Raw genomic sequence first — 15,056 nt, forward strand, 5'->3', positions numbered from 1 at the left:
CATTCTCAAATTAAAAATAAGCCACTTTCGTATAATAAATCTACTCCAACATAACTTTAAAATGAAGGGGCTTATGTATAAAAATTATAATATGAATCAGCTAACACTACCAATGGAAACTGAAATTTTGATCCCTAACAATGATATCGTACATGCAGTTAATCAAATTGCTGAAACAATTTCAGAAATAGAATACTACGGATACAAGAACCCAACATACTACAATCGAATTTCAAAAAATGAGAGTAAGGCTGATCAGTTTTTAATATGGATTTAAAATCCAAGAGCTTGCTCGATTTACTTCTCTCTACAACTATAAAAAAAGCTGTGAAAAAATCTTAGTATGTTTTATTTTATATACTAAACCAAAGTATAATTTTCAAAATCCTTACATTGTAGTATTCTTATGAGTCTTTCACTTTTAATCCACGATAACGATTAAGCGTTGCACAGAACTCCTGCTTTCTCGGTAAGGTTAAATTTCCTGGGTGCCCATTAAATGGAGAGAGTGCGTCTAGACCATGTTGCTCTATAAAATCATAGACCTTGTCAGCCGCTTGAGCTAAGTGTCTTGCTCATTTAATAGATGGTTTTGGTATTAATCAATCATGTCCGCTAAACACTGTGTTTAGCTGTTATCTACCAATTGTTCCAAACCTGTAATATCAATAAGTTCCTTACCATATAAAAGGGAATACAAACATTACTAAAACAGATACAATAATAATCAAATACAAAAGAGGAAGCATTATAATCAAATGCTTCCTCTTTTGGTTTATTGTTGCTTACTTATCTCCCATTGATAAGGGTCTGGTAAACTGCTCCAATCTTGCTCTATTTCATAACGATTTAACAAACATGCATCGAGTTCACGTTCAATTTTTTCAGTATCTAAATCTGTACCGATAATGACAAATTGTGTATTTCGGTCTCCATATTCAATATCCCATGTTTCTGCCACATCTGTTCTTTCTTGCAAAATCTGTCTTTGTTGTTCTAATGGCATCGCAGCTACCCAGTAAGTCACTGGACTAATGTTACAAGATGACCCAGCTTGTGATAATAAACAAGCGACTTCATTATATTGAGCGAACCACACGATACCTTTGGAACGCACAATATTATCTGACATATTTTCCAACCATGTATTAAAACGTTTCGCGTGAAACGGTAATCTTCTTGAATAAACAAAAGAACTAATACCATATTCTTCAGTTTCTGGTGTATGTGTCGCATGGCCACCTTCAGTTAATTCTTTAATCCATCCTGCAGAATCACTCGATTTTTCAAAATCAAAGCGTCCCGTATTTAAAATTTCGTTTAATGCTACCTCTGCATTCACCGTTTTAATTAATTTCGCTTCAGGTTGTAACTGTCTCAGTACATTTTCAAGTTTCTGTAATTCATCGTCAGGAACTAAATCTGTTTTATTCAATACCAGTACATCACAGAATTCAACTTGATCGATTAGTAAATCTGCAATCGTGCGTTCATCCGTCTCATCGGCACCTTGATCTCGGTCAATCAACAAGTCTTCGGAATTAATATCATTAGTGAATCGGTTCGCATCTACGACTGTCACCATTGTGTCTAACTGACATATCGATGTTAAATCAATGTCGAGTTCGTCATCTATGTATGAAAATGTTTGGGCAACGGGTACAGGTTCTGAAATACCTGTAGATTCAATAACAATATAATCTATATTTCCTTTGTGCACGAGGCGTTCCACTTCTTTTAATAAATCATCTCTCAAAGTACAACAGATACAGCCATTTGATAATTCAACGAGTTTTTCATCTGTTCTGGATAAGCCGCCGCCTTCTGCAACTAAATCTTTATCAATATTGACTTCACTCATATCATTTACAATAACTGCTATTTTACGTCCCTCTCGATTTTTTAAAATGTGATTGAGCAACGTAGTCTTCCCTGAACCTAAATAGCCACTTAAAACAGTTACCGGAATTTTACTCATTAGACTAACTCCCCTTTTATAAATCGTAATAATTACGTTTTATAATGTAACGTGAATTATAAGTAAAGTCAATATTATATTTTTAAGCGAATTTGCGTAAAATATAAACCTTAATATATTATCTACCTATTGATTAATTTTTCAATTAAACTTTCTATTTGTCCGTTAAATATACATAGATTGTTTCTTTCTATCTGTTCATTTTGGTTACTCGTATTTAGCCACACAGCCTGCATGTTAACATTGAGCGCACCACAAATATCATTTTTCCAAGAATCTCCTACAAATAAAGTTGCTTCAGGTGTAACATTTAGGGCTTTGGTAACTTTTAAAAATGCCTTAGCATCTGGTTTTTCTACACCTATTTCTTCAGATATAAATATATTATTCTTGAAGATAAAATCAAGATTTAAATTTTTAATTTTTTTAGTCTGTTCCCGAATTTTGCCATTAGTTAATATGGCAATATGTATATCTTTTTTTAAAGTTGCTAAAAGTTCATTCAATTTTGGGTTCATTTTTATATTTGATATTAATATATTGAAAAACATTTGAAAATATTCATTAGCATCTTTATGAGAAATATAAATACCAAAATCTTCTAGCGTTTTAATTAATCTTAATTCCCTTAGCTCATCTAACGAAATCAATCCAGCATCATGTTGTTTCCAAAAATAATCATCATAGGATCTATACAAAGGTATAAAATCATCATATTCAATTCCTTGAATGATTTTATAATTATCAAAGGCTTTTTTATTAGCGTCTCTCCATAGTTCATCAAAAGGAAACAAGGTGTTGTCCAAATCAAACATGATTAACTTTAAATCTTTATCCATGACTGCCCTCCCTTAATATAACTCGTTCAAAACTCTCGCTTACTGATATAATATAAATAATATCTTTTATATGAATTTTATCATAAAGTTTGCGTTTCAAAATACAAACTTTATGAACTGTACTTATTTTGTCTTTTTTGTTCGTATGTTACTTTTAATCTGGTTAATCAATATAATTGAAAATAAATTATGAAATTTAATGAGTACGAATAAGTATATAAAATTAAAAGTGCTAACAACGTTACATTTTGTTGTCAGCACTTTTAATATTTATTTAGCATCTTAGTTACTTATTAAAATCGTAGCATTATAAATCTATTAACTGTTTCATTTATTGTTCCTTTTTTCACTCTAAACTAATATTTTCCCTTCTTTTTTCGCAATATGCTTAACCGCTTCGGCGACTTGGTGAGCGACGTTTTTATCTAGCGCATTGGGAATGATGAAATCTGCTGCTAACTGATCTTCTCTTATTGAGCCAGCAATTGCTTTAGCTGCCGTTATTTTCATTTCTGTTGTAATATCACTTGATTGTGCATCTAACACGCCTCTAAATATTCCAGGAAACGCTAATAAATTATTGATTTGGTTAGGATAATCCGAACGTCCTGTTCCAATTATTGTAGCTCCAGCTTCTATTGCTTCTTCTGGATATATTTCTGGGGTAGGATTGGCTAATGCAAAAACAACCGGGTTATCATTCATTGACTGTACATGATCTTTTGTTAACGCTTGGGGACCTGATACACCAATAAATACATCTGCATTTTGAATGACATCATCCAATGTGCCTCTAGATCCTTCAGGATTTGTATATGTTGCAATGTCTTGTTGAGCGCCGTTCATCCACGTTTGTGATTTATTTAAGACACCTTCTAGACTGACCAGCGTAATATTATTATATCCTGCTTCTAATAATAACTTAGCAATCGCAATACCTGCAGAGCCTGCACCATTAATAATGATTTTTGTAGAATAGTTCTCTTTTTGAACAAATTTAAGTGCATTGATTAATGCTGCAAGCACAACTATTGCCGTTCCATGTTGATCATCATGAAATACTGGAATATCAAGTTCTTCAATTAATTTTTTCTCAATTTCAAAGCAACGTGGTGCAGATATATCTTCTAGATTAATTCCAGAAAAATTAGGTTCTAACGCTTTTATAATAGATATAATTTCTTCAGTATCTTTTGTATTTAATGAAATTGGAAATGCATCTACATTTGCCAGCTTTTTAAATAAAATACTTTTCCCTTCCATAACTGGTATAGCAGCTTTGGGTCCAATATCACCTAGTCCAAGTACAGCCGTACCATCCGTAACTACAGCAATCATATTACCTCGTGCTGTTAACGAATTTACTTTTGACTCATCTTCTGTAATCGCCTTACATACTTCAGATACACCAGGCGTGTATACGACACTCAAATCCTGTTCATCATTAACTTCTACTTTACTCGTAATCTCTATTTTTCCTGAATGTTCATGGTGTAAACTGATAGAATCTGTAGTTTCATTTCTTACTGACATATTTATTACCCCTTATTTAGTATTATGATTTAACTTAATATTTTCAACAAAAACGTGGCCATGATGACTGTTGATACGCCGCCTATTCTGGTAGCAACTTGTGCAAATGGCATAAGTGCCATACGTTTAGATGCTGACAATATAGCTACATCTCCTGTGCCACCTAGACCACTATGGCAACCCGTCACAATAGCGGCATCTACTGGATACATTTTCATTAATTTACCTACAAAATAACCAGAAACAATCATGGTTAATACGACTGATGCACATATCACAACATATGCTGGTGTTACAATTTTGACGACATCTTTTAAAGGTATGTACAACATTCCGAGACCTACCATTAATGGCCAAGTCAAACTTGTAGATACAAATTTATATAAATTATGTGCGCCATCTTCCATTTTATGTGGCATTACCTTCAAACATTTAATAATCGTTGCAAATAGAATCATAATAACTGGCCCTGGCATGCCTATGAATTTTTGACCAAGTGTACCGACAATAAAGAAACTACAAGCAATGAGTAAACCTGCTCCCATAAGTGAGAAATCAATTACTTTTTCTTTCTCTTCTTTATCATTACTCATTTCATCTATGTTTTCAGATTTAATTAATTTTCCATTTCCTGAAAGCTTTGTATGCTTTTCTCCTACACGCATCATTACACCTGCAGTAACAACCGCAAATATATTACCAATTACTGCTGCTGGAATCATTTGAGAAACGAACGATTCAGCTGATCCTCCCAATATAGATGAGTATGCAATTGACAACGGTAGAATACCTTCACCAATACCTCCACCAATAATAGGTACAACAATATAAAACAATGTATGCTTAATATCATAACCAAATAATAGACCGACTAATAAACCTGCAGATACTGCCAGAATAGTCCCCACTAATAAAGGTACAAACATACGTGTGAATCCTTGAATTAGCACTTTACTATTCATGCCTAAAATACTTCCAACAACTAAACAAGAAATATAGAAATATAAAAAGTTAGATGTCTTCATTAAACTCGTGACCGCTTCCATAGAAGATGTGTTAATAACATCTAAAAACACTAAAACAGATGGCACAAGTAATGCTAAAATAGCAGGTCCACCGATATCTTTTAAAATCGGCAATTTTTGACCAAGATCTCCTAGCAAGATACCCAAAATCATGATTACTGCAAATCCGCCAATCATATCTGTTGGTAATGTATTATATACGGACGCAGCTAATATAATTGCAGCTAGTATTAAGTAAAGTGGTAATGGCAACACACCCACTTTAATATTAACTAGCCTTCTTCCTAAACTTTTAAAGCTGCTCTCTATTGGTATCTCATCGTTAGTAAGCGCTTTCAAATTTGCTTTCGTATTCATTATTAACCCCCTTGTTACGTATAAACCTATTTTATTCATAGACGACATAAAATTATAGTTTATGAAATTTTAATAATCTTTTTGTAATTAAAAAAACCGAATTAAAAGGAATTTCATCCTTTTAATTCGGTGGCACTTCACTATAATTCTATATAACTATTTAAATACTGAAGATTATCCTTTTTGACCTTATAGAAATTGATGGGCCGACCTATACCATAATTTAAAGATTCCTCTAAAACTTCTATATCCGTTAAAAACTTTAAATATTTTCTTACAGAAACTCTCGAAATATTGACGTGCTTTGAGATGTCATCTGTAGAGAATTCATTTTCTTCAAAGTATTTCATTTTATCAATAATCACTTGTAACGTTCCTTCCGTCACGCCTTTTGGTAATTTCAACTCTGAATCACGCTCAACAATTTCCTTGTTGAGAAATTCAGCGTCAATATCAGTTTGATTAATGCTACTTGTTTTATTAAAAAATGTTAGTCCTTTTTTATACCTCAGCAATGATTGTTGAAAACGCTCAAAGTCGAAGGGCTTAATTAAATAATCAACAGCGCCGTAACGAAATGCAGTTTGAATATCCTCGACATCAGAAGCTGCTGTAATGAGAATTGCGTCTATTTTATAACCTTGCTCTCTTATATATTTAAGAAATGTTAGTCCATTTTCCTCAGGCATGTATATATCCAGCAATAATAAATCAATTTCTTTATTTTCTATATGTTTTATAGCTTCTTTAACATTTGAAGCAATATCAACTGAAGTTTGGTCATCTATTTTTTTAATAAATTGTTGATTTATTTGTGCAACCATTGGATCATCTTCAACAATTAAGATATTTAACATTTATAGTCCCCCCTTTTCTGAATAATTTATAACGACTGAAAATGTCACATTGCCTTCTACATTAGAAGCTACATTTATTTCCCCGTTAAGTTTCTCTACGCTTTGTTGAACAAGGTGCAACCCATAGCCTCTATGCTCCCCTTTAGAAGAGTAGCCTTTTTCAAAAATTTGATGCGCTAATTCACTTTTTAGCCCTAAACCTGAATCCACAATATCTATAATTAATGCGTTATTTATATATTTCAAATGTACATCGATTGTTTTCTCTCTAACAGGAGATGCTTTTAAAGAATCTATACTATTATCTATTAAGTTACCTATAATCGTAATCATTTCATGAGTAATATATGACTGCTTTGGTTCAGGAATCACTGTATGGCTGTTAATAGACAATTTAATATTCTGTTCTCTCGCCAAACTTAATTTGCCAATTAAGAAGCCAGCTAACACAGGATCTTTAATCTTCGACGTAATACTACCATTCTCTTGGCTGCCTAGTTCAACAATCTCATGTATATACTGTTTTAAATCCTCATAATGTTCCATTTGCAGCAGGCCAGAAATCACGTGCAACCTGTTACTAAACTCGTGTGACTGCGCACGTAATGTATCAGCATATGTCTTCACACCTACTAACTGTTCTGAAAGTTTGTTCACCTCTGTCTTGTCTCTAAATGTTGAAATTGCACCAACAATTTCATTATTTACAACCAGTGGCACTCTATTAACCAAGATCTTCACTCCATTAATATTTTGTTCCTTGTCCAATTCTGGTTTACCTAACTCGAGTACTTTTGGTAGTTGTGTAGACTCCATATAATCATCAATCTTCATGCCAATTGGATTGCCTTTTAAATTTGCCTTATTAAATATATCCATCGCTGATTTATTCACTAAATTAATCTTACCTTCTTTATCAACAGCAACGATACCTTCATGAACAGATTGCAACATCGTGTTCCTTTCTCCAAGTATCTTAGCAATATTCGACGGTTCTAAACCAAGTAAAATCTTCTTAATATATCTAGACAGTAAATATGCACCAATGGCACCGACAATAAGTCCAACAATTGACCCAATGATAATTTGCTTATTCCCATCTGCAAGTGCTTCAGAAACACTTTTCATCGGTACACCAACGGCAACTACTCCAACTTGCTTACCATCAGCATAAACAGGTGTAAATGACCTTAATGATTCACCGAGTGTCCCTTTAGAAATCGAAGCACTCTCTTTACCATGCAGTGCGTTTGTTTCATCGCCACCTTTAAAATGTTTACCAATTAACCTTTCATTAGGATGTGATTTTCGTATTCCATTCATATCCATCACAACAATAAAACTCACATCCGTTGATTGTTGTATTTCAGATACATATGTTTGTATTCTGTTATCATCGTCACCTTTTTTCAAAGTAGATTGAACAATATCAGACTGAGCAACCGTCTTACCAATTACTTCAGCCTTCTCTTCAGTTGTTTTATGTATAGTATCTTTAATTGTCTTACTAATCAATACACTTGTAATAAGTAATGAAAATAACACTACAATACATACCACAATAACGATCAATGTACTTAACTTTAGCCTCTGTTTCTTCAAAGCCCTAAACCGCCTTTAATTATTAAAATTTATACATATAATTATTAGAAATATATCATACTTTCTAGAATTAATTAGTATAAGTTTTAAATATGAAATTTAATAGAATAATAATATAATTTGAAAAAAGACCGTAAATACGCCCTTAAACAAGAGTTTATCTAAAGTATTGTGTGGGCTTAACTTTATGTTTTATTTGCTAAATTACGTTTTAAAACTTAAACTTAGCTTGAATGTTAGGAGAACGATTTTTAAATTTTTAATGGAGTGAAATGCATGAATGACAGGATTGAACAATTCAAAAATATCATTAATGATTCTCATAAAATCACGTTTTTTACAGGGGCAGGTGTATCTGTCGCAAGTGGCGTCCCAGATTTTCGTTCTATGGGTGGGTTATTTGATGAAATTTCAAAGGATGGCTACGCGCCTGAATATTTATTAAGTACGGATTATCTTCAAGATGACCCAGTAGGATTTGTTGATTTTTATCATAAACGTTTACTTATAGCTGATAAGCAACCGAACCTTGTTCATCAATGGATTGCTCAATTAGAACAAAACAAACGTTCATTAGGGGTTATTACCCAAAACATCGACGGTCTGCATTCTGATGCGGGTAGTCTTAATGTAGACGAACTGCATGGTACGTTAAATCAATTCTATTGTATTGACTGCCATAAGGAATATTTCAAAAATCATATTATGGAGCATCGTTTACGCGAGTGTAAAGCGTGTGGTAATCCCATTAGACCTGATATTGTACTTTATGGGGAATTATTAAATCAAAATACGATATATAATGCACTGGATAAAATAACAGAAGCTGATACTTTAGTCGTCTTAGGTTCATCACTCGTAGTCCAACCAGCAGCAGGACTTATTTCGAGCTTTCAAGGACAGAACCTAGTTATCATTAATAAAGACCCTACACCTTATGATAACCACGCAACTTTAGTCATTCATGACGACATGGTCAAAGTGGTTAACGAACTAGAATATGTAGAGTGAGTTATGTAGTGAAGTGAAAGCATTTATAAAAAAGAGAACGCGTTTTATAAGACGCGTTCTCCTTTGCATTTATTTTTAGATAAGTTATATTTCTATACCATTTCGTTGTATTACTTGTTTATACCAATCAAATGATTTTTTCTTTTTACGTGCTAAAGTGCCATTGCCAGCATTATCTTTATCAACATAAATCATACCATATCTTTTACTCATTTCACCCGTTGATGCTGATACTAAGTCAATAATCCCCCAACTAATATAACCTAGTAGTGGTACACCATCTTTAATCCCATCATACATCGCTTGGAAATGTTGTTGCATATAATCAATACGATAATCGTCTTGAATGGTTCCATCTACTTCTACTACATCTTTCGCACCTAAGCCATTTTCTACGACAAAAAGTGGCTTCTCAAATCTTTCATATATTTGGTTCATCGTAATTCTTAAACCAAGTGGATCAATAACCCATCCCCAATCACTCATTTTTAAGTAAGGATTTTTAGCAGAGACAATAATATTGCCTTCATTTTTTTCCACTCTTGAAATATCAGCAATAGATGTTCGAGATGCATAATAACTAAACGCTACAAAATCTACAGTTTCTTTCAATATTTCCTTATCGCTTTCAATATCAATATTAAGACCTTTAGCTTTAAAGAATGAATCCATATAATAAGGATATTTTCCTTTCGCTTGTACGTCTACAAAGAACGTATTGGTTCTCTCATCATTCATAGACTGCCAGACGTCTTCTGGGTTGCAACTATAAGGATAGAAACTGCCGCCTGCAATCATACAACCAATTTTCGCTTTTGGTGTGATGCGATGACAACTTTCGACAGCTCTTGCACTTGCGACTAACATGTAATGTGCTGCTTGATATAACACTTCTTCTTTATTTTCAGTTTCATCAAAGGTTAAGCCACCACCTGAAAATGGACTATGTAACACGACATTGATTTCATTAAATGGAATCCAGTAGTTCACATATGCTCCGAAGTGTTCAAAACAAGTTTCTGCAAATTTCACATATAAATTGATTGTTTCTCTATTTTTCCAACCATTGTATTGCTCAACGATGCCCATTGGAATATCAAAATGCGCAAGCGTTACGAGTAACTCCATATTATGCGCCTTACATGTTTTAAATAAATCAGTGTAATAATCGATACCAGATTGATTTGGTGTTTCTTCATTACCATTCGGATAAATTCTACTCCATGAAATAGATGTTCTAAACACTTTCAATCCCATTTCAGCAAGTAACGCAATATCCTCTTTGTAGCGATGATAAAAATCAATACCTGTATGACTTGGATAATATTCTGTATCACTTAATTTAGATTGTTTATTCCCTAGTTTTATCTCTTGTCGATTAGCGCCATGAGGGATTAAGTCTATATTACTTAATCCTCTGCCACCTATATCCCATGCACCCTCAGTTTGATTTGCTGCAATAGCACCACCCCAAAGAAAATCTTCTGGAAAAGTTTTTATAGTCATTTTTTAACCACTCCTAATATTGATGTGTGTGCTTCAACGTCTACGTTATCGAATGACGTAATTGAGTCATAATCTTCAGTATTTGTAATCACTAAAATTGTTGTAGGGTCATAACCCGCTTCAATAATTTCTGCTAAATCAAATGTTCCAATAACATCGCCAACATTCACATGATCCCCTTGTTCTATTGCAGATGTGAATGGTTTTCCTTCTAACTTCACAGTATCAATACCCACATGAATTAATACTTCAACACCCTCGTCACCTGTAATGCCAACAGCATGTTTTGTCGGGAAGACTGAAGTTACTGTACCGGTTACTGGTGCATAAATCTTGTTTCCTGTTGGTTCAATTGCAATACTCTTTCCAATCACCTCTCTACTGAATACATCATCTTGAACACTTGCAATCGGTTTGATTTCCCCTTCAATTGGGGATGCAATAGTAGTATTATCTTTCGTTCCTAAATCTAATAAGTCATCTTCTGATTCTGGTATATCTTCAAAACCAATCACTAACGTTAAAATGAATGAAAGCACAATTGATAAGACCATAACCACAATAATCCACAAAATACTCATAGGGTTGTCTTTATCTATAAATTGTACACTCGTAAACAATCCAGGTGCTGCCATAGAATGACTCGCAAGTCCTGCAAGTCCTGCAACTGCACCTGCTACAAATCCTGTTATAACTGATGCAATCATTGGACGTTTTAATCGAATGGCTACCCCATATAATGCAGGTTCAGTAATACCAGCAATAATTGCTGATGACGCTGCTGCCAAAGCTGTTTGACGTAATTCTCTATTCTTCGTTTTGAATGCTACTGCCATTGAAACCCCACCAAGAGATAAGTTTGCACCAATCTCAGATGGCATAACCATACCTTCTTTACCTGTTTCTGCAATTGTTTGAACGATTGTTGGTGTGAACACACGGTGCATACCTGTCATAACTAATAACGGCCATAACGCACCAACAATTGCTACTGCTAAGAAGCCTAATTGACCATGGACAAAGAATACAATTTGAGCTAGTCCTGTACCAATTAAAATACCAGCAGGTCCAACAATAATAATCGCTATAGGCGCTGCAATTAATAGGATTAACATTGGTTTTAAAAAGTTTTTCATGACAATTGGCGTAATATAATCCGCAAAATCTTCAATGTATTTCAGCAACCATGTCATGACAATTGCTGGAATAATGGTATACGTATATTTCACAGACATAACTGGAATAAATGCAAATGTGGCTTCTTTACCTTCAGCTGCTTTCTCCATAATCTCCATAAATACTGGATGGACCATGACCCCAGATACTGCCAATGCCAAGAATACATTACTGTTAAATTTCCTAGCGGCAGATACTGCAACAAGTATCGGTAAGAAGAAGAACGGTGCGTCACCAATCGTATTTAAAATATTAAATGTTGAACTTTCCTCTGATAACACACCCGTCATACTTAAAAGCATTGCTAATAACTTAATCATTGACCCACCAATGATAGCAGGGATTAATGGAGACATCGTACCAATGATTGCGTCTAAAATATTAATACCAACTTGTTTAATTGTTAATTTTTTCTTTTCAACAGGCTCGTTACTTTGATTATCCCCACTTACACCTAATTCTATTAACTCAGCATATGTTTTCGAAACGTTATTCCCAACGATAATTTGAAATTGTCCGCCTTGTTTACGTAAACCCATGACTCCATCCAAATTCTTTATAATTTCATCATTTGCCTTACTTTCATCCTTTAGCACAAATCTCAAACGTGTCATACAATGCGTTAAATTCTTAACATTACCACTACCGCCAATGTTTTTTAGTATTTCATCAGCCAGCCTTAGATTATTTGCCATTTCTATCACTCCCGCCTTATTTAGAACAAAAAAACGAGACCTAAACCACAAATAGATACACTTATCCCAAGATAAATTCATCTATTAATGGTTTAGGTCTCGCCTGCCGAACAGTCACAATCCTAAACAATTAATTGTTTATTTTGTTTTATTAACACTAAATATAGCACATAATCATTAATTGTCAACGCTTTCATTTCTAGAAATTAATCTTTGTATATGAATGGTTAAGTACAAGGCTTCGTCTTTTGTCATTTCATATTGATACTTTTTCATTAAAAATACTTCGATTTTCTTCACACACTTAAACGCATTTTTATACTTCTCTTTTACAATATCGTAAAGTTCAATTTCACTCGTATTGAGTGGGTTCTCCGACAGAATACGTTGTGCAAGAAACTTTAAATGTGTCACAAATCTGAAGTAAGTTAAGCTTTCTTCATCAAAATCTAATCTAAAGTGATACTTCACTAAACTTAAAATGTTCTGTACCATTTCAGTTACTTGATTATAATCTGCTAAGTTATTATGCTCTGCATTTAACAAATGAATTGCGATAAAACCCGCTTCATCTTCTGGTAATTTAGCGCCTGCAATTTCTTCAATCCAGTCCAAGCCACGCATCCCAATCTCATACTCAGTTGGATAGAACTTTTTTATTTCCCATAATAAGCCATTTTTTATTGCCATACCTTCTTGTTGACGCTCAATCGCAAAGTTAATATGATCAGTGAGTGCAACATAAATCGTATCACTTAACTCTTTATGATATTCGATTTTTGCAACTTCAATAATCTTCTCAACTGCTTGCACAACCTCAATTGGCACTTCAATTAATAACGTTTTGAAACGGTCTGATATTTCTTGGTTACTTAAATCAAAAATTTTATCAATCTTTGATTCTTCTACAATATCCCCTTCTTGTTTCTGAAACCCAATCCCTTTACCCATAACAACATGTTCCTGGTTGTTTTGAGTGACACTGATAACATTATTATTTATGATTTTATTTATTTTCATATGACACCCCTTAATGTAGTATATTGTGCCATATCGGTAGAATGAATATCAACTCTGTAAACGCTATGACCACTGTGCCATTTTCTATTATCAAATTAATATCTTTATTAAACGACCGAATTGGATGTTCAGTCATAATTTCATGGGAAGTCATATTCATTGACCTAAAGTATACTTTAAGGTCTATTATGAACAATGAAGAATATCAATAGAAATATTCTGAAGTACGAATAATGGAGGAATTAATATATGTTAAATGTTAAAGCTAGAGCTGTAAATAGTCCAGATTCTGATTTTTATGCTACGGAAATTAAAAGACGTGATCTTGATACAAACGATGTTTTGATAGAAATTAAATATGCAGGCATATGCCATTCTGATATTCATACTGCACATGGAGAATGGGGACCTGTTAATTATCCATTAGTGCCAGGTCATGAAATCGCAGGAATTGTTAAAGAAGTCGGTTCTGAAGTCAGCAAATATCAAATAGATGACCGTGTCGGCGTAGGTTGCATGGTAGACTCTTGTGGAGAATGTGTTCATTGTCAAAATGGCGAAGAACAATACTGTCTAAAAGGAAACGTCGGTACATATGCAGGTACAGACAGATATGGTGAACCAACTCAAGGTGGATACTCAACACATATCGTAGTACATGAAGATTTTGTATTACGTATTCCTGATAATATTGGTTTAGATGCTGCTGCACCTTTACTTTGTGCTGGCATTACGACTTATTCACCTTTAAATCATTGGAATGCAAATGAAGATAAAAAGGTAGCAGTTATAGGTATGGGTGGACTTGGACACATGGCTGTTCAAATTGCACATGCTATGGGTGCTGAAGTAACTGTATTATCAAGAACATTAAACAAAGAAGAAGATGGTTTGAAATTAGGTGCTTCACATTATTATGCAACAAGTGATGAATCAACGTTTGAAACACTTGCAAGCTCATTTGATTTAATTATTAATACAGTAAGTGCTAATCTGAAATTGGATGATTACCTTAAATTATTAGCGTTAGACGGCACCATCGTTAATGTTGGGGCACCCGCAGAGCCTATATCATTACATGTAGCAAATTTAATTGGTCATCGTAGATCATTTGCTGGTTCAGCTATTGGCGGTATAAGAGAAACTCAGGAAATGTTAGATTTCTGTTCAAAACACAACATTGAACCTCAAATCGAATTAATTTCAGCTGATCAAATTGATGATGCCTATAAGAGAGTGTTAGCTTCAGATGTTAAATATCGCTTTGTAATTGATACAAGTACTATGTAATATTTTTGAAAGGGAGTGGGACAGAAATCTAATTTTTCTAATAAAATTTCGTCGTCCCACCCCGGCACAGCTGACTAGAACTGAAAAAAGCTTGATATAAGCGCATTTTCAATTCAGTCAGCCACTGCCAATATAAAAAATGACAGATATTCTTGTAATCATCATGA

13 protein-coding genes and 1 pseudogene are annotated in these 15,056 nt (G+C 33.7%); 3 read left to right on the top strand and 11 right to left on the bottom strand.

Annotated features, from left to right (window positions below):
- Nucleotides 1-91 precede the first annotated feature (91 nt).
- Nucleotides 92-277, top strand: a complete 186-nt coding sequence (locus M4L39_RS00950) for a hypothetical protein (protein ID WP_277580311.1) — start codon at nt 92-94, stop codon at nt 275-277.
- Nucleotides 278-404: 127 nt separating this feature from the next.
- Here the strand turns inward: M4L39_RS00950 and M4L39_RS14555 are convergent.
- From M4L39_RS14555 to dcuS, 7 genes and pseudogenes are all read right to left on the bottom strand, one after another.
- Nucleotides 405-542 (bottom strand): annotated as a pseudogene (locus tag M4L39_RS14555) (hypothetical protein); the annotation flags it as partial.
- A gap of 233 nt (nt 543-775) precedes the next feature.
- Nucleotides 776-1,978, bottom strand: coding sequence for a GTP-binding protein (locus tag M4L39_RS00955; RefSeq protein WP_277580312.1), 1,203 nt, complete (start codon nt 1,976-1,978; stop codon nt 776-778).
- A gap of 122 nt (nt 1,979-2,100) precedes the next feature.
- Nucleotides 2,101-2,817 carry an HAD family hydrolase gene (locus M4L39_RS00960; RefSeq protein ID WP_277580313.1) on the bottom strand — a complete coding sequence of 239 codons (717 nt, stop codon included), beginning with the start codon at nt 2,815-2,817 and terminating at the stop codon, nt 2,101-2,103.
- A gap of 351 nt (nt 2,818-3,168) precedes the next feature.
- The gene (locus M4L39_RS00965; RefSeq protein ID WP_277580314.1) at nt 3,169-4,350 is read right to left on the bottom strand and encodes an NAD(P)-dependent malic enzyme; all 1,182 of its coding nucleotides are present in this window, start codon (nt 4,348-4,350) and stop codon (nt 3,169-3,171) included.
- Nucleotides 4,351-4,379: 29 nt separating this feature from the next.
- Nucleotides 4,380-5,732 carry a 2-hydroxycarboxylate transporter family protein gene (locus M4L39_RS00970; RefSeq protein ID WP_277580315.1) on the bottom strand — a complete coding sequence of 451 codons (1,353 nt, stop codon included), beginning with the start codon at nt 5,730-5,732 and terminating at the stop codon, nt 4,380-4,382.
- 140 nt (nt 5,733-5,872) lie between these two features.
- Nucleotides 5,873-6,589 (bottom strand): response regulator, encoded by a 717-nt coding sequence (locus M4L39_RS00975; protein ID WP_277580316.1) that lies wholly within the window; start codon nt 6,587-6,589, stop codon nt 5,873-5,875.
- On the bottom strand, nt 6,590-8,191 hold the full coding sequence (gene dcuS, locus M4L39_RS00980; protein WP_277580317.1) for a DcuS/MalK family sensor histidine kinase: 1,602 nt from the start codon (nt 8,189-8,191) through the stop codon (nt 6,590-6,592). It abuts the gene before it with no gap.
- A 276-nt stretch (nt 8,192-8,467) separates the two neighbouring features.
- Between dcuS and M4L39_RS00985 the strand changes: the two genes are divergently transcribed.
- Entirely contained in the window at nt 8,468-9,202 is a 735-nt protein-coding gene (locus M4L39_RS00985) for an NAD-dependent protein deacylase (protein WP_277580318.1), read from the top strand.
- Nucleotides 9,203-9,286: 84 nt separating this feature from the next.
- Here M4L39_RS00985 and ascB read toward each other — a convergent pair whose 3' ends face one another.
- The 4 genes from ascB to M4L39_RS01005 all read right to left on the bottom strand — a co-directional run bounded on the left by ascB (nt 9,287) and on the right by M4L39_RS01005 (nt 13,759).
- Nucleotides 9,287-10,708, bottom strand: a complete 1,422-nt coding sequence (ascB, locus tag M4L39_RS00990) for a 6-phospho-beta-glucosidase (protein ID WP_277580319.1) — start codon at nt 10,706-10,708, stop codon at nt 9,287-9,289.
- Nucleotides 10,705-12,579: a PTS cellobiose/arbutin/salicin transporter subunit IIBC gene (ascF, locus tag M4L39_RS00995; protein WP_277580320.1), complete on the bottom strand. Its 1,875-nt coding sequence runs from the start codon at nt 12,577-12,579 to the stop codon at nt 10,705-10,707. Before ascF ends, ascB begins: the two co-directional genes overlap by 4 nt.
- A 177-nt stretch (nt 12,580-12,756) precedes the next feature.
- Complete coding sequence (gene licT, locus M4L39_RS01000; protein WP_277580321.1) at nt 12,757-13,599, bottom strand: BglG family transcription antiterminator LicT; 843 nt, start codon at nt 13,597-13,599, stop codon at nt 12,757-12,759.
- Between the two features lie 10 nt (nt 13,600-13,609).
- A complete protein-coding gene (locus M4L39_RS01005; protein ID WP_277580322.1) occupies nt 13,610-13,759 on the bottom strand; it encodes a hypothetical protein in 150 nt (49 codons plus the stop codon).
- 89 nt (nt 13,760-13,848) lie between these two features.
- Here M4L39_RS01005 and M4L39_RS01010 point away from each other — a divergent pair, with 89 nt between their 5' ends.
- Nucleotides 13,849-14,889: an NAD(P)-dependent alcohol dehydrogenase gene (locus tag M4L39_RS01010; protein ID WP_277580323.1), complete on the top strand. Its 1,041-nt coding sequence runs from the start codon at nt 13,849-13,851 to the stop codon at nt 14,887-14,889.
- The last annotated feature ends 167 nt before the right edge of the window (nt 14,890-15,056 follow it).

It is taken from the genome of Staphylococcus equorum, assembly GCF_029531845.1.
In the GTDB taxonomy this organism is placed as follows: Bacteria; Bacillota; Bacilli; order Staphylococcales; family Staphylococcaceae; genus Staphylococcus; species Staphylococcus equorum_C.